Genomic DNA, 16,459 nt, shown 5'->3' with positions numbered 1-16,459 from the left:
GCGGCGCCGGTCAGCGCCCGACGACGTTGCGCAGCCCCGCCGCGCCGTCGGCCAGCCACGCCCGCAGCTGCGCGGTGACGAACGCGGCCGCCCCCTGCGGGCGCCCGCCCGCGACGTGCGGCGTGAGGATGAGGTGGGGCGCGTCCCACAGCGGGGAGTCGGCCGGGAGGGGCTCGGTCTCGGTGACGTCGAGGGCCGCGCCGGCGATCGTGCCGTCCCGGAGGGCCGCGACCAGCGCGTCCTCGTCGACGGTGGCGCCTCGACCGGCGTTGACGAACCGCGCGTGGGCGGGCAGCAGGCCGAGCACCCGCGCGTCGAGGGCGTGGTGCGTGGCCGGCGTGGCGGGCAGCAGCGAGACGAGCAGATCGGTGGTGGGCAGCACCTCGTCGATCGAGTCGACCACGGGGAATTCGTAGCGCTCGCCCGCCGACGACGCCACGCCGGTCACGCGCGCGCCGAGCGCGGCGAGCAGCGGCGCCAGGACGGCGGCGATCGACCCGAAGCCCCAGATGGTCACCCGGGCGTCGTGCAGCGTGAACCGCGCCTCGTCGTTCGCCTGCTCCCGGCCCAGGTCCCGGTCCCAGACGTGCTCGCGCTGGGCGGTGAGGGTGCGGTCGAGCCGCCGCACCGACGCGAGCACGAGGGCCAGGGTGTGCTCGGCCACGGTCGCGTCGTGCAGGGAGCGGCCCGAGGAGATCACCACGTCGGGCGCGAACCCGGCCGCGAGCGCCTGGTCGGGCCCGGCGTTGAGCGTCTGCACCCAACGTAGGCTCGTCATGCGCCGGGCGGCATCGTCCAGCACCCGCTGCGGGCTCGACCACGTGACCAGCGCATCGGCGTCGGCGTGCTCCTCGGGCACCGGGTCGCGCATGACGTAGTGCGCCACCTCCACCCCTGGGACGTCGATCGTCAGGTCGAAGGGCACGTTGCCGGGCACGAGGATCTTCACGCCCGGCGACGCTACCAGCCGGCCGTTCGAGGGACGGGCCGGGCGAACCAGCGTTCGTCGAGGGGAGGAACATCGCGACCGTCGCGCCGAGGACCGCCGCCACGTGTACCAGGCGCACTGCGGCGAACGCGGGCGCCGGCTCGCCCCCCGGACCCCGCGGCGTCGAGGAACCCGGCCCCCTGCGTGAGCCCGGCCGCGGCGGGCACCACCATGGACGCCGGCCCCACCCCGGACAGGAGGACGGCGAGGGCGACCCGCGCGAGGCGACCGCGAGCGTCTGCATGCCGCGACGCTATGCACGCGCGCCGAGGGTGCTGTCCTCCGGGCACGGTAGGGCCGGCCCACGAAGCGCTGTCCCAGGTGGTGACGCGGCGGGTGCGGCACGATGAGCCCATGACGACAACGATGTCGACCGCCGCGCAGGGCAGCACCCCCCGTACCGACGCCCGCTACGACGTCGTCGTGGTGGGCGGCGGGCACAACGGGCTCACCGCCGCCGCGTACCTCGCCCGGGCCGGGCGCAGCGTGCTCGTGCTGGAGCGGCTCGACCACGTGGGCGGCGCCGCCGTGTCCGCGCCGGTGTTCCCGGGAGTCGACGCGCGGCTGTCCCGGTACTCGTACCTGGTCTCGCTCCTGCCGCGGCGGGTGATCGATGAGCTGGCCCTGCCGATCACGCTCCGCCGCCGCCGCTACTCGTCGTACACGCCCGTCGGCGGCGCCGGCCTGCTCGTCGACACGGGGGACGACGACGCGACGCGGGCCTCGTTCGGCGCGATCGGGGCGCCGGCGGCGGACCACGACGCGTGGCGCCGGCTGGGCGCCGCCACCGGCAGCCTCGCGCGGCGGCTGTTCCCGACCATGACCGAGCCGCTGCTCTCGCGGGCCGAGGCCCGGGCGCTCGTGGACGACGACGAGACGTGGCGCGACGTCGTCGAGCGCCCGCTCGGCGCGATGCTGCCCGCTCGGTTCGCGTCGGACGTCGTGCGCGGGGTCGTCGCCACGGACGGGCTGATCGGCACGTTCGCCGACCTCGACGAGGCGTCGCTGATCCAGAACCGCTGCTTCCTCTACCACGTGATCGGCCGCGGCACGGGCGACTGGGACGTGCCGGTGGGCGGCATGGGCGCCGTCTCCGGCGCGCTGCGGGACGCGGCACTCGCGGCCGGAGCTACCGTCGTCACCCGCGCCGAGGTGACCGCCGTCGACCCGGGCAGCGACGGCGACGCGCAGGTCTCCTGGGCCGACGACGAGGGACGCACGCATGCCGCGGCCGCCCGCGTCGTGCTCTCGGGCGCGGCCCCGACGACGCTCGACCGGCTGCTGGCCGCCGCCGGCGCCGGCCCCTCGGGCCGGTCCGCCGCCGAGGCGCCCGAGGGCGCGCAGCTCAAGGTCAACATGCTGGTGCGCCGGCTGCCGCGCCTGCGCGACGGCGTCGACCCGGTCGCGGCGTTCAGCGGCACCTTCCACGTGAACGAGTCGGCCGACCAGCTCCGGACGGCGTACGCCCAGGCCGCCGCCGGCGCGATCCCCGACCTGCCGCCGTGCGAGATCTACTGCCACTCCCTGACCGACCCGACGATCCTCGGGCCGGAGCTGCGCGAGTCGGGCGCCCAGACCCTCACGCTCTTCGGCCTGCACATGCCGGCGCGGCTGTTCCGCGGCGATCCCGACGCCGCCCGGGAGCGGGCGCTCGCCGCGACGCTCGCGTCCCTCGACGCCGTGCTGGCCGAGCCGATCGAGGACGTGCTGCTGCACGACCCCGACGGGCGTCCCTGCCTCGAGGCGCGCACCCCGGTCGACCTCGAGGGCGACGTGGGGCTCCCCGGCGGCCACATCTTCCACCGCGACCTGTCGTGGCCGTGGGCGGACGACGCCGCCGACGGCGCGGGCGGGGACCTGGACGCCCCCGGGAGCTGGGGCGTGGAGACGACGCACCCGCGCGTGCTTCTGGCCGGCGCCGGCGCGCGGCGCGGCGGGGGGGTGAGCGGCGTCCCCGGCCGCGCCGCGGCGATGGTGGCGCTGGGTGGCCGCTGGGTAGCGCCCTGATTCCCCACCTGGAAGGATGCGGTCCTCGACGGCGAGCGAAGGCGGGTGCGGCTGATGGGTTGGTACGCGGCGGCGATGGGCGCTGTGGGCGCGTTTGCGCTGGCGGGAGCGATCACGGCCGTGCCGGTGCTGGTCGCGCCGCGCGTGCGGTGGCACTCTGGCTGGTTGCGGGCCGCCGTCCTCCTCGTCGTGGCGCTTCCCGCCCTCGTGGTCAGCCGCGAGGTCGGGCTCGTGCAGTACGCGCTGCCCGCCTTCGTCGGAATGAACGTCGGGGAGTGCCTTGCCTGGGCCCACATCGCCCGCGAGCATCCTCTGTTCACCGGCGAGGGGTACCGGGGCCGGGTCCTGAGGCTCCTGACCAGGCTCGACGGCGCCTACCGGGTGACGGCCGACTACAGGGCGGCGTTCAGAGCCACGGGAGCAGACCGTCCGGTCGGCCGGCCGTAGCCGACCGCTTCTGTCGACGTTGCATTCGAAGCCGGGCTAGCGGATCTCGACCCGCAGCAGCCGCCGCATGCCGACGCGAGCGGCAGACCCACCCACAGCAGCACCCCGGTACCGAGCTGCGCTCAGCGGGCGTCGCCGGCCGCGCGCTCCTGGTCGGCCGCCCAGGCGTAGCCCGGGTCGTCGCGGAGCAGGTCGCGGTGCGGGCCGCGCGCGACCACGGCTGCCGGGCCGCCGTCCGGGGGCGCGCCGAGCAGCAGCACCTCGTCGGCGACCTCGAGGGGCGTCAGGCGGTGCGACGCGACCACGACGGCGCGCCCGGTGTCCCGGGCGTGGCTCGCGAGCGTCCCGACCAGGGCGTCGGCGGTGGTCGCGTCGAGATGCTCGGCCGGCTCGTCGACGAGCAGCACCCGCGCGGGGGCGAGCAGGGCGCGCGCGACGAGGAGACGCCGCCGCTCCCCGCCGGAGACGTCCGCCCCGTCGGGACCGAGCATCGTGTCCAGGCGGTCGGGCAGGGCGTCCAGCCAGCCGTCGAGGCCGACCGCCGTCAGGGCGTCGTGCGCCTCGGCCTCCATGACGTCGGGCCGCGCCACCCGCAGGTTCTCCAGCACGGTGGTGCCGAACAGGTGACCGTCCTCGGCGACGAACAGCGCGTCGCCGGCGTGTTCCCCCGGAGGCCGCACCGTGCCGGCGACCGGAGGCAGCAGGCCCGCGGCCGTGAGCAGCAGGGTCGTCTTACCCACGCCGGACGGCCCGGCCAGGGCGACCACCGACCCGGGGTCCAGGCGCAGCCTGACGCCGACCACGACTACGCGGTCGTCCCAGCCCGCGGCGACGTCGTCGAGGGCCAGCAGCGCGGGCGGGGGTGGCGGAGGCGAGGCCGGGGCGCCGGCGCTGGCGCCGGCGGGGAGCAGCGCGACGAGCCGGCGGGCGGCCTCGCGCGACCGCCGCAGCTGCACGGCGGCGGCGGGCAGGGTGGTCGTGGCCTCGAAGACGGCGAGCGGCGTGAGCACGATGACGGCCAGCTCGACCGGGGCGAGCGTCCCGGCGGCGACGGCGGGGATGCCGAGCAGGAGCGAGCAGAGCACGGCCAGGGTCTGCGCCGCCGCGTCGATCGCGGCCGAGGTGCCGGAGATCCGGGCCCCGTCGTCCGTGCTCCGGGTGAGCCGGGCGTCGGCGTCGCGCAGCGCCGAGAGCCGCGCGTCGAGCCGGCCCGCGACGCGCAGCTGCTGCCCGTTCTCGAGCAGCTCGAGCGAGCGTGCCGTCACCTCCGCGCGCGCGGCCGCGCCCCGCCGCTCCACGGAGTCGGCCGAGCGCGCCGCGAGCCACGGGGCGAGCACCCCCGTCAGCAGCAGGCACCCGAGGAGCGCGAGGCCGGCGGCGGGCAGGAACGCGCCGACGAGGATCACCGAACCCAGGCCGACGCACGCCGCGACCCCCGCGGGGATCAACGCGCGCACGACGACGTCGCCGACGGCGTCGACGTCCGCGCCGACGCGCGCCAGCAGGTCTCCCCGGCGCAGCGCGAGCAGCCGGGTCACGGGGCCGCGCGCCATCTCGTCGTAGAGGTTCGCGCGCAGGGCGGCCATGCCGCGCAACGCCACGTCGTGCGACGCGAGCCGCTCGAGGTAGCGCAGCACCCCGCGGCCGGTGCCGAAGGCGCGCACCGCCACGACGGCGACCGAGAGCTGCAGCACCGGCGGCATCTGCGACGCGCGGGCGATGAGCCAGGCTGCGGTGGCCGAGAGCCCGACGGCGAAGCCGAGCGCGAGTGTGCCCAGCGCCACGGCGCGCGCGACCCGGGTCCAGCGCACCTCGAGCAGGGGAATCACCCGGCGCAGCGGGTCAGGGGAGCTCGTGCCGGCGCTCATCGGGCTGCCACCTCCTCGGCCTCGACGTCGACCACCTGGTCCGCGAGGGTGAGCAGCGACGCTCGGTGGGCCACGACCACGACGGTCCGGCCCGCGTCGCGCCACGCGCGCACCGTGTCGAGGACCACCTGCTCGCAGCGCGCGTCGAGATGGGCGGTGGGCTCGTCGAGCAGCACGAGCGGCGGGGGAGCGGTGCCGGGCTCCGCGCTGTCGAGCTCCGCGCTGTCGAGCAACGCGGCGGCGAGCGCCACCCGCTGCCGCTGCCCGACGCTCAGCCCGGTGCCGCCGAGTCCGACGGGCGTGTCCCAGCCCTGCGGCAGCTCCGCGACGACGGCGTCCAGGCCGGTCGTCCGCGCCGCGGCGGCGAGCGCGTCGTTCCCGACGGCGCGGCCGTCGGTCACCACGTCGCGCAGCCGCCCGGGCGCCGGCGCCGGTCGCTGCGGCACCCACGTGATCTGGGGCCACCACGTGGCGGGGTCGACGTCGGCGAGATCGGTCACCCCGTCGACGGTTCGGTCGACCGTCCCGCCTGCCGCGGCAGCGTGGGGCTCGAGCAGGACCCGCCCGGCGTCGGGCCGCAGCAGGCCGAGCAGCACGAGCGCGGTGGTCGACTTGCCGGCCCCGCTGGGCCCGCGCAGCGCGACGACGCGCCCGCCGCCGGGCAGCCCGGTGCCGAGCGGCACCCGCGCGGTCAGCCCGGCCGGCGCGGACACGCCGCGGTCGCCGGCCCGCACGCTCACGCCGTCGAGCACCAGGGTGGCGCCCGCGAGCGGGGGCGCGGCGAGCGTCCCGGCCGCGGGCACCGGCTGCTCGAGGACGGCGAACGCGCGGTCGGCGGCGGCGAGCCCGTCGGTCGACGCGTGGAACTCCGCCCCGACGCGGCGCAGCGGCAGGTACACCTCGGGGGCGAGCACCAGCACGGCGATGGCCGGCACCAGCGCGATCATGCCCTCGACGAGCCGCAGGCCCACGCCCACGGCCACGATCGCGACCGACAGCGTGGTGAGCAGCTCGAGCACCATGCCCGACAGGAACGCGACGCGCAGCGTGCCCATCGTGGCGCGCCGCGAGGCGTCGCCCAGCGCCCGTACCCGGGCACCCGGGCCGATCTCCCGGCCGAAGGCGCGCAGGGTCGGCAGGCCCGCCAGCAGGTCGAGCACCTGGGCCCCGAGCCGGGAGATGGTGCGCAGCCGCCGCTCCGACGTCCCCGCCGTCATGACCCCGACGAGCCACATGAACAGCGGCACCAGGGGCAGCGTCACGACGCAGATCACCGCCGAGACCCAGTCCAGCCCGAGCACCACCAGCACGAGCGCGGGGGTGAGGATCGCGGTGAGCAGGAGCTGCGGCAGGTACCGCACGAGGTACGGCCCCAGGTCGTCCAGCCCGCGCGTCGCGAGGGTGGCCGTGGCCGCGGCTCCCGGGGCGTCGTCGCCGGGCGCGCCGCGCGGGCCGAGGGCCACGGTGTGCGCCACGACCTGCCCGCGCAGCTCGGCGACGACCTGCGCCGCGGCCCGCTGCGCATAGCGCTCCTGCGCCCACGCGATGGCGGCCCGCACGACGAGCGCCGCGACGAGCACGCCCAGCCACGGCGCGACGTCGGACAGGGCGAGCGGCGCGCCGGCGCTGCCGGCCGTCACCGCGGGCCCGAGCGTGTGCGCGATGGCGAACGCCTGGACGACGATCACGCCGGCGGCCGCCACGCCGAGACCCGCGGTCAGGGCGACGTACCACCGGGCGGCGCGGGCGCGCTGCAGCAGCCGCGGGTCGAGGGGTTTCATCGTGGTGTATGTATACCGCTCAGAACGCCGCGTCCTTGATCTTCTGCCACGACAACCCGCCCGGCGCGGGGATGTCCTTGGTGGACAGCCGCCGTCGGAAGACCCAGTACGTCCACGCCTGGTAGGCGATGACCAGCGGCGTGAGAACCAGGGCCACCCACGACATCACGGTCAGCGTGTACGGGGTCGAGGCCGCCTCCGCCACCGTGAGCGACACCCCGCCGTCGACGGCCGGGATGACGTCCGGGTACATGGAGCCGAAGATCAGCACGACGGCGCTCGCGATGGCCACGGCCGAGAGTGTGAACGCCACCCCCTCCCGGCGGGCCCGCGTCGCGACGACGACCCCGATCAGCGAGAGGGCCCCGACGGCCACGGGCACCCACGTCCAGGCCACCGAGAACGCGACCTGCGCCCAGATTGCCCAGCCGCCCGCCACGACCACGGCGGCGACCGCCAGGCCGGACGCGAGCCGGCTCGCCCGCTCGCGGATGTCACCGTCGGTCTTGAGGGCCACGAAGACGCTGCCGTGCAGGAGGAAGAGGACGAGCGTGGTGAGGCCGCCCACGATCGCGAACGGGTTGAGCAGCGCCCAGAACCCGCCCAGGTACTGGAAGTCGGCGTCGAGCAGCAGGCCGCGTACGAGGTTGCCGAACGCAACGCCCCACATGACGGCGGGGATCCACGACCCGAACTGGATCGCGAGGTCGCAGCGGCGCGCCCACCGGGCGTCGGCGATCTTGCCGCGGTACTCGATGGCCACGCCGCGGGCCACGAGCCCGACGAGGATGATCAGCAGCGGCAGGTAGAAGCCGGAGAACATGGTGGCGTACCACTCCGGGAAGGCCGCGAAGGTGGCGCCGCCGGCGGTGATGAGCCACACCTCGTTGCCGTCCCAGACGGGGCCGATGGTGTTGATCAGGACACGGCGCTCCTTGTCGCGCCGCACCTTGTCGCCGCGCGGCAGGATCGACAGCAGCATGCCGACGCCGAAGTCGAAGCCCTCGAGCACGAGGAAGCCGGTCCACAGGACGGCGATGATCACGAACCACAGGATCGCGAGGTCCACGGGAGTCTCCAGTCTCGTTCTCGGGCGGTCAGTACGCGAAGGACAGCGGGCGGTCGGCGTCGTCGTCGTCGGTGTTCGCCTCGGGCGACTCGTCGCGCACCGAGTCCGGCACGCCCTCGATGGTGTACCGGTGCATGAGGCGGTACCAGACCACCGCGAGCACGGCGTAGATGACGGTGAGCACGATCATCGAGGTGAGGATCACGCCGGGTGGGACGGCGGTGGACACGCCGCGGTCGGTGAGCATCCGCACCTGGTCGATGCCGGTCGGGTTGGGCGCCACGACCCACGGTTGCCGGCCCACCTCCGTGAAGATCCAGCCGAACGAGCAGGCGATGAACGGCGTGGGGATGGCGAGGATGCCGAGCCTGCTCAGCCAGACGTTGTCGCTCACCCTGCCCTTCCTCGTGAGCCACAGCGCCACGAGGGCGAGCGCCGCGGAGAAGGCCGCGAAGCCGATCATCAGGCGGAACGACCAGTAGGTGACGGCGAGCGGCGGGGTGTAGGTGACCGGATCGCCGTTCACGGTCGTGTCGCCGTAGCGCTCGGTGTACTCCTCCTGCACGTCGTAGACGCCGGGCAGGAAGGACTCGGGGCCGGTGAAGTGGCCGGTGCCGAGATAGCTCGCGACGTAGGGGATCGTGAGGATGTGCCGCACGCCCTCGCAGCCTTCGTTGAGGTTGCCGATGGACAGGATGGAGAACGACGCGGCCTCCTCCCCCTCGCACAGGGCCTCGGCGGAGGCCATCTTGCCCGGCTGCTGCTCGAACATGAGCTTGCCCTGCACGTCGCCGGACCAGATCACGCCGGCGCCGGCGACGATCATGACCCACGCACCGAGGACCACGGCCGGGCGGTAGACGGTGCGGGCTCTCTCGATGTTCTCGAGCTTCTTCGTGCGGGCCAGGCGCACCATCCACCAGGCGCCGATGCCGCACACGAAGGTGCCGGCCGTGAGGAAGGCGGCGGAGATGGTGTGCGGGAAGGCGGCCCACAGCGTGTTGTTGGACAGGACCGCCCCGATGGACTCCATCTCGGCGCGCCCGGTCTCGGGGTTGTAGATCGTCCCGACGGGGTGCTGCATCCAGGAGTTGGCCGCGAGGATGAAGAAGGCCGAGAGGTTGGTGGCCAGGGCGAACAGCCAGATGGCGGTGAGATGCACCTTCTTGGACACGCGGTCCCAGCCGAAGATCCACAGCCCGAGGAACACGGACTCCACGAAGAACGCGGCCAAGGCCTCCATCGCGAGCGGCGCGCCGAAGACGTCGCCGACGAAGCGGGAGTACTCGCTCCACGCCATCCCGAACTGGAACTCCTGCCAGATGCCGGTGACCACGCCGAGCGCGAAGTTGATGAGCATGAGCTTCCCGAAGAACTTGGTCAGCCGCAGCCACCGTTCCTTCTTCGTCACGACCCAGGCCGTCTGCATCGCCGCGACCAGGGGAGCGAGCCCGATGGTCAGCGGGACGAAGATGAAGTGGTAGACGGTGGTGATGGCGAACTGCCAGCGAGCCAGCGCGAGGGCATCCACGGGATCTCCTGAAACTCGTGCGATTCGTCTTCTGACGGTAGGTCCGCCGTCCTGCGGGTGCACGACCGGGGGCCATGCCTCACGGACCATGCTCGTGAAGACCTTCACGATCTTGGTCGTGAAGGCATTCACAAGTCAAACGTGATCCGGGCGCGGCGTGCCGAGCGGGCGGTTGGTCACGCGGCGGGGAGCGCGGGATGCGATACTGGTCCGAGGCCGTCGGGGCCCACATCCCCGGGTGGCTCACGAGTTCGCAGTACTCGCGATCCGCACGCGATGCCGCAGCCGGGCGTGATGAGGCCCGGTGGCGGGCGTCCGCGAAGAACGCGATGCTGCAGCCGGAACCGAGACTTCCGTCGGCCGGTGCGCTGAGCAGCGCCGCCGTCCGATGACGACCACCGGTGGCCCGCACGTGTGGGGGCGGGGCCGCCGGAGCTGGAGCGCCTTTCGTGACGTCCGACACCCCGACCGACGCAGGATCCCGCGAGCAGGTCGAGGCCTCGACCGCCGCACAGCCGCCGCGCAAGCCCGTCCGTCGCCGCGCCACCCGCGCGGCCGCCGCCCCGAAGGCCGAGGCGGCGACCCCTGAGGCAAAGGCCGAGGCGGCGACCCCTGAGGCAAAGGCCGAGGCGGCGACCCCTGAGGCAGCTGCTCCCGAGGCTGTGGCCCCGGAAGCGGTGCCCACGCGCGCGCCGGCCGAGCCGGCCGCCACCGGCGGTGCCCCGGCGGCTGCGCCTCGCGCCGACATCGTCCTGCCGGAGCGGTCCTCCGCCCCTGACGACGCCCCCGCCGTCGCCGCGTCGCTCTCCGACATCGTGCTGCCCCATGGCCCCGGTGGCCGCGCCGACGACGCCGCGGACACGGCACCGCAGAAGCCCGCGCGCACGCGGCGCCGGGCAACCCGCACCACGGGCGCGCAGCGCACCGAGACGGCGACCTCGGCTCCCGAGACGCCCGCGGCCGCGACCCCGGAGGTCGCCCCGGACGCGGAGCCCGAGCAGCCGGCGGCCGCCCCGAAGGGCCGCAAGCGCGCGGCGACCACCCGGTCGCGCCGGGTCGCGGAGCCGGCCGAGGCGACCGCCACCGAAACCGAACCGACCACCACCGGGCCGAGCACCACCGAGGCGACCACCGCCGAGCCGGTCGGCACCGAGCCGGTCGCGTCCGACGCCAACCAGGCTGGCGAGGAGCCGACCGTCCCCGCGAAGGGCGCGGCGAAGAAGGCCCCCGCGAAGAAGGCCGCCGCGAAGGGCGGCGCGCGCAAGTCCGCCGCCTCCCCGGACGTACCGGGCACGGAGACGGGCGCGGCGACGAGCGCCGCGACGAGCACCGCACCGAAGGGCCGCCGGACCACCGCGGCCGAGCCCGCGACGGACGCCACCGAGACGGCTGAGCAGACCGCGCCGCGTTCCCCGGCCGCCCGGGGTGGCGGGTCGGCGATCCCGCGGCTGGCGACGACGGCGGTCCTGTTCCAGGCGCCGGACCTCTCCGGGCGCCGCTCGCGCCGCGCCCAGGCGCCGGCGGGCCCGCCACGCCCGCACGAGACGCCCTCGTTCGCGACACCCGAGCCGGCACCCGAACACGCGCCGGTGCCGGCGGCGGCCGAGCAGGCCGAAGGAACGCCGGAGCGTCAGAGCGGGTCGGCGAAGACCGCCGGGGAGGCCCCGAGCAAGGCTCCCCGGTCCAGGCGGTCCACCAGGACCGCGTCGAAGGCCGCGCCGGCCGCCACTCGGTCCGACGAGGCACCCGCCGCCGAGGCACCCGCCGCCGAGGCACCGGCCGCCGAGGCACCGGCCGCTGAGGCCGTTGTCGACGAGGCCGTTGTCGAAGCGATCGCCATCGAGGCTGCCGCTGAGTCCGCGGCGGACGCGACTCTCGCCGACCTCGAGCTCAGCGAGGACGAGGTGGCCGCGGTCGACGAGGTCGGGGTCATCGAGTCCGAGCTCGTGGCCGAGGGCGTCGAGCTCGTCGACCTGGGCCCGGAGGACCTGGACGACGAGGACGCGGAGGGCGACGAGATCCGCCCGCGCCGGCGTCGGCGCCGTGGCGGCCGGGGTCGCCGTGGTGGCCGCCGCGGCGACGGCGAGTCGGAGCCGGGCGACGAGGGCTTCGACGAGCCCGCGCCCGAGGCTGCCGGCGAGGACGACGAGCCGTCGGACGAGCCCTCGGACGAGCCGTCGGACGAGCAGGGCGACGACCGGGCCGACGAGTCCGAGGACGAGGGTGGCGACTCCGCATCGGGCCGCCGCCGTCGTCGGCGTCGCCGCGGTACCCGTGCGGAGCGCGCCGAGGCCACGGTGGCGCGCACGCGCGACCGTGACGAGGTCACGGCGCTGAAGGGGTCGACGCGGCTGGAGGCCAAGCGGCAGCGGCGGCGCGAGGGCCGCGACGCGGGCCGTCGCCGGCAGATCATCACGGAGTCGGAGTTCCTCGCCCGCCGCGAGTCCGTCACCCGGTCGATGGTGGTGCGCGAGCGGGACGGGCGCACCCAGATCGCGGTGCTCGAGGACGGCGTGCTCGTGGAGCACTACGTCTCGCAGCAGTCGCAGGCGTCGATGGTGGGCAACGTCTACCTCGGCCGAGTGCAGAACGTGCTGCCCAGCATGGAGGCGGCGTTCGTCGACGTCGGCAAGGGGCGCAACGCCGTCCTCTACGCCGGCGAGGTGAACTGGGACGCCGCCGGCCTCGAGGGCCAGCCGCGCCGCATCGAGGAGGCGCTGAAGTCCGGCGACCCGGTGCTCGTGCAGGTCACGAAGGACCCGATCGGGCACAAGGGCGCGCGCCTCACCTCGCAGGTGACGCTCGCCGGCCGGTACCTCGTGTTCGTGCCCGGGGGCGGCATGACCGGGATCAGCCGCAAGCTGCCCGACACCGAGCGCAGCCGGCTCAAGAAGATCCTGCGCGACGTCGTGCCCGAGGGCGCGGGCGTCATCGTGCGCACCGCCGCGGAAGGGGCGAGCGAGACCGAGCTGCGCGCCGACGTCGAGCGGCTCGAGGCGCAGTGGGCCTCGATCGAGAAGAAGTCCGCCTCCGCCAGCGCCCCGGCGCTGCTGCAGGGCGAGCCCGACCTCGCGATCCGCGTGGTGCGCGACATCTTCAACGACGACTTCACGTCCCTGCAGATCCAGGGCGGGGCGTGGGACGAGATCTCGCAGTACGTCGACGAGCTTGCCCCGGACCTGCGCGAGCGCGTGACGAAGTGGACCGAGAACACCGATGTGTTCGCCGTGCACCGCGTCGACGAGCAGCTCGCCAAGGGCATGGACCGCAAGGTCTGGCTGCCCTCGGGCGGCTCGCTGGTCATCGACCGCACCGAAGCGATGACGGTCATCGACGTCAACACCGGCAAGTTCACCGGCGCGGGCGGCACCCTCGAGGAGACGGTCACCCGCAACAACCTCGAGGCGGCCGAGGAGATCGTGCGCCAGCTGCGGCTGCGCGACATCGGCGGCATCGTCGTCATCGACTTCATCGACATGGTGCTCGAGTCGAACCGCGACCTCGTGCTGCGCCGCCTGGTCGAGTGCCTGGGCCGCGACCGCACCAAGCACCAGGTGGCGGAGGTGACGTCGCTCGGACTTGTGCAGATGACCCGCAAGCGCGTGGGCCAGGGCCTGGTCGAGGCGTTCTCCGAGACCTGCGAGCACTGCAAGGGCCGCGGTTTCATCGTGCACAGCGAGCCGATCGAGAAGGGTGGAGCCCACCAGCACGGCGACACCGAGCCGGCCGAGGGGCCGAAGCGCTCGCGTCGCAAGCGTGGTGGCAAGCAGGCCGAGCCCGCGGCCGTGGAGCACGTGGAGGTGCCGACCCTCCCCGAGGACCGGTCCGAGGCGCGTGAGGCGGTCAAGGCCACGCTGGCGACGATCGCCGCGGCCGCGGCGCACGCGCACGAGCACGACCAGAAGGACGGCGACCAGGACGGCGACCAGGTCGGCGACCAGGACGGCGACCAGGACGCCGGCCAGGAGGTCGGTCAGGAGGTCGGTCGTGAGGACGGCCAGGACGGCGGGTACGACGCCGTTGCCGTCCCGGCTGGGGCCGCGCCCGAGCAGCCCGCTCGGGTCTCGCCGGACTCGGTCATCGAGCTGCCCGAGCGGGGTGACGAGCCCGTAGCGCACAAAGGAGCCGGAACCGCGTCGGTTCCTGAGCCGGGTGCTGGCGAGGCTGCGGAGCAGGGACTGACCGACAGCTGACCGGCGGCCCTGGCGACGGGGCAGACCACAGTGACGCCGGCCGAACCGGCGAGGGCGGGCGCCCGACCGAACCTGGTCGGGCGCCCGCCCTGTCACGTGCGGGGTGTCACCGGCCCGGTGTCACCGGCCCGGTGTCATCGGCCTGGTGCCACCCGCCTGGTGTCACCGGCGGGCGGGGTCGTCCTCCGGGATGCGCCGGTAGAAGTCGCCGATCGTGGCGGAGAAGAGCTCCGGCCGCTGGGCGTTCCACAGGTGCCCGGCGCCGGGGACCACCTGCAGCTCGGAGCCGCGGACCCCCGCCGCCAGCCGTCGCGCCGCGGGCAGGTTCGCCCGGTCCCGGGAGCCGCACAGGACGAGCGTCGGCACGCGGATCTCGCCGAGCCGCCCGACGGTGCCGATGCCGGCCAGGGAGCGCAGCACGGCGAGCCAGTCGCCCTTGGTCAGGCCCATGCGCGCCGGGACGCCGGGCGGCAGCATCCGGACGGCCGCGCGCTGCACCGCCATGAGCGTGCGGTTCGGCTGCACCTGGCTGCCGGACAGGACGAGCGACGCCACCCGGTCGGGGTGGTCGAGCGCGAGCTGGGTGGCCGTCATCGCGCCGAGCGACAGGCCGCAGACGTGCACGCGGTCCAGGCCGCGCGTATCGAGGTCGTCGACGAGCGCTCGTACCGCGGCGTCGAAGGTGAACGGGACCCGCTCCGCGCCCTCGATCCCCGCGATCGGCGGGGCGAACCCGGCGAACCCCGGGGGAGGGGACGTCAGCTGGGAGTCCCATGAGGACGGGCCGGAGCCCAGCGCGTGCAGGAACATGACGGTCCGTGTGGCTTCGGTCACGCCGACCAGGCTAGCCGGTGCTTGACTGGCGTCCATGGACGACGACGGACGGCAGGGGCGGCTCGAGGTGATCGTCGGCCCGATGTTCGCCGGCAAGACGGAGGAGCTCGTGCGCCGCGTGCACCGGGCGCAGGTCGCGCGCCGCGGCGTCCTCGTCGTCGCGCACGAGCTCGACACGCGCAGCGGACCCGGTCGGGTCGCGTCCCACTCCGGCCTCGAGGTGGCGTCCCGCACCGTGCGCTCGGCGGCCGAGATCCCCGGGCTGGTGGCCGACGAGGCGGGCACGGAGCTGGTCGCGATCGACGAGGCGCAGTTCTTCGGCGACCCGCTGGTCGACGTCGCGGTGTCGCTGGCCGATGCCGGGCTGGTGGTGGTGGTCGCCGGCCTCGCGGTGACGTTCGACGGGCGCCCCTTCGCACCCGTGCCGGGGCTCATGGCCGTCGCCGAGTCGGTCACCAAGCTGACCGCGGTGTGTGCGGTCTGCGGGCGCGACGCGGCCTTCCACGTCCGTCGGCGCGAGGGCGGCGAGCCGGACGACGCCCTGACCCCCGTGGCCCGCCACGTGGGCGGCACGGAGTCGTACGAGGCGCGCTGCCGACGGCACCGGGGACCCGAGGAGCCGGCGACCCGTCAGTAGCCGCGCATGGACTGGCGCGCCGGGCAGTCGAACGGGTCGCGGGCGGCCAGGCCGACACGGTTGAGGTAACGCACGACGATCACGTAGGAGCCCAGCATCGTCGTCTCCGTGTAGGGCATGCCGAGGTTCGTGCAGTGCTCGCGGACGATCAGCCGGGCGCGCGCCAGGTGGGGGCGCGGCATGCTCGGGAAGAGGTGGTGCTCGATCTGGAGGTTGAGGCCGCCCATGAGCACGCTCATCCAGGCGCCGCCCCGGATGTTGCGGGACGTGATCACCTGCTTCGACAGGAAGTCGATCCGGCTGCCCTCGGGGATCATCGCCATGCCCTTGTGGTTGGGCGCGAAGGTCGCGCCCATGTAGACGCCGAACACGGCGAGCTGCACCCCGAGGAACGCGAAGCCCAGGCCGAGCGGCAGCCACCAGAAGATCACCGCGGTGTAGATGGTCAGACGCACCAGGATGGTCACCAGCTCACGCCGCCGGGCGGCGCGGTCCTCGGGCGGCCCCGACAGCAACGAGCGCACGGACGTGACGTGCAGGTTGAGTCCCTCGAGCGTCAGGAGCGGGAAGAACAGCCACCCCTGCCGGCGCGTGAGGGCGCCGAGGAACCCGCTGTGCTCCCGTGCGGCCTCCTCGGTGAAGGAGATGACGCCGGGCGCCACGTCCGGATCCTTGCCCACGTGGTTGGGGTTCGCGTGGTGGCGGTTGTGCTTGTTCATCCACCACGAGTAGCTGATCCCGACCACGGCGTTGGCGAGGAACCGCCCGACCCGGTCGTTGGCGGGCCCGGAGGCGAAGACCTGGCGGTGCGCGGTCTCGTGTGTCACGTAGGCCAGCTGCGTGAGGATCACGCCGAGGGCGGCCGCGATGATCAGCTGGAACCACGAGTCGCCCAGCAGGACGAACCCGGTCACGGCCCCGCCCAGCGCGACAGCGAGCGCGATGCCGACGCCGAGGTAGTACCCGTACGCCCGGCGCAGCAGCCCGGCCTCCCGGACGGTGCGCGACAGCGCGCTGTAGGAGCTCGTGTGCGGTGCTCGGGCGAGCCGGTCGGCAGGCGCAGAGTCTTCGACGGCCGTGGCTGAGGTCATGCGGGCCTCGCAA

Annotated in this window: 11 protein-coding genes; 4 read left to right on the top strand and 7 right to left on the bottom strand. The window is 74.7% G+C overall.

The window, feature by feature from the left end:
- Positions 1–10: 10 nt before the first annotated feature.
- On the bottom strand, positions 11–949 hold the full coding sequence (locus tag AC1C2V_RS11060; protein WP_495389663.1) for an NAD(P)-dependent oxidoreductase: 939 nt from the start codon (positions 947–949) through the stop codon (positions 11–13).
- 393 nt (positions 950–1,342) lie between these two features.
- Here AC1C2V_RS11060 and AC1C2V_RS11055 point away from each other — a divergent pair, with 393 nt between their 5' ends.
- Positions 1,343–2,995: a phytoene desaturase family protein gene (locus tag AC1C2V_RS11055; RefSeq protein WP_495389662.1), complete on the top strand. Its 1,653-nt coding sequence runs from the start codon at positions 1,343–1,345 to the stop codon at positions 2,993–2,995.
- Positions 2,996–3,049: 54 nt separating this feature from the next.
- On the top strand, positions 3,050–3,442 hold the full coding sequence (locus tag AC1C2V_RS11050; protein WP_495389661.1) for a hypothetical protein: 393 nt from the start codon (positions 3,050–3,052) through the stop codon (positions 3,440–3,442).
- Between the two features lie 122 nt (positions 3,443–3,564).
- Here the strand turns inward: AC1C2V_RS11050 and cydC are convergent, their stop codons facing one another.
- From cydC to AC1C2V_RS11030, 4 genes are read right to left on the bottom strand one after another with little or no spacing between them, the layout of a single operon-like run.
- The gene (gene cydC / locus AC1C2V_RS11045) at positions 3,565–5,310 is read right to left on the bottom strand and encodes a thiol reductant ABC exporter subunit CydC (protein WP_495389660.1); all 1,746 of its coding nucleotides are present in this window, start codon (positions 5,308–5,310) and stop codon (positions 3,565–3,567) included.
- Positions 5,307–7,091: a thiol reductant ABC exporter subunit CydD gene (gene cydD / locus AC1C2V_RS11040; protein ID WP_495389659.1), complete on the bottom strand. Its 1,785-nt coding sequence runs from the start codon at positions 7,089–7,091 to the stop codon at positions 5,307–5,309. The genes cydC and cydD overlap by 4 nt, the downstream gene beginning before the upstream one ends.
- A 19-nt stretch (positions 7,092–7,110) precedes the next feature.
- A complete protein-coding gene (gene cydB / locus AC1C2V_RS11035) occupies positions 7,111–8,160 on the bottom strand; it encodes a cytochrome d ubiquinol oxidase subunit II (RefSeq protein ID WP_495389658.1) in 1,050 nt (349 codons plus the stop codon).
- Positions 8,161–8,188: 28 nt separating this feature from the next.
- Positions 8,189–9,691, bottom strand: coding sequence for a cytochrome ubiquinol oxidase subunit I (locus tag AC1C2V_RS11030; RefSeq protein WP_495389657.1), 1,503 nt, complete (start codon positions 9,689–9,691; stop codon positions 8,189–8,191).
- Between the two features lie 449 nt (positions 9,692–10,140).
- Between AC1C2V_RS11030 and AC1C2V_RS11025 the strand changes: the two genes are divergently transcribed.
- Positions 10,141–13,884: an Rne/Rng family ribonuclease gene (locus AC1C2V_RS11025; protein WP_495389656.1), complete on the top strand. Its 3,744-nt coding sequence runs from the start codon at positions 10,141–10,143 to the stop codon at positions 13,882–13,884.
- A 162-nt stretch (positions 13,885–14,046) separates the two neighbouring features.
- Here AC1C2V_RS11025 and AC1C2V_RS11020 read toward each other — a convergent pair whose 3' ends face one another.
- Positions 14,047–14,718, bottom strand: a complete 672-nt coding sequence (locus AC1C2V_RS11020; RefSeq protein WP_495389655.1) for an alpha/beta fold hydrolase — start codon at positions 14,716–14,718, stop codon at positions 14,047–14,049.
- 34 nt (positions 14,719–14,752) lie between these two features.
- On the opposite strand from AC1C2V_RS11020, the gene AC1C2V_RS11015 reads away from it, so the two are divergent.
- Complete coding sequence (locus tag AC1C2V_RS11015; protein ID WP_495389654.1) at positions 14,753–15,355, top strand: thymidine kinase; 603 nt, start codon at positions 14,753–14,755, stop codon at positions 15,353–15,355.
- Here the strand turns inward: AC1C2V_RS11015 and AC1C2V_RS11010 are convergent.
- On the bottom strand, positions 15,349–16,446 hold the full coding sequence (locus AC1C2V_RS11010; RefSeq protein WP_495389653.1) for a fatty acid desaturase family protein: 1,098 nt from the start codon (positions 16,444–16,446) through the stop codon (positions 15,349–15,351). The two genes, AC1C2V_RS11015 and AC1C2V_RS11010, sit on opposite strands and share 7 nt — an antisense overlap.
- Positions 16,447–16,459 lie beyond the last annotated feature (13 nt).

The organism is Isoptericola sp. Y541 (genome assembly GCF_059445465.1).
Note: the sequence above shows the minus strand (reverse complement) of the source record. Positions and strands in the feature narration are given on the sequence as shown.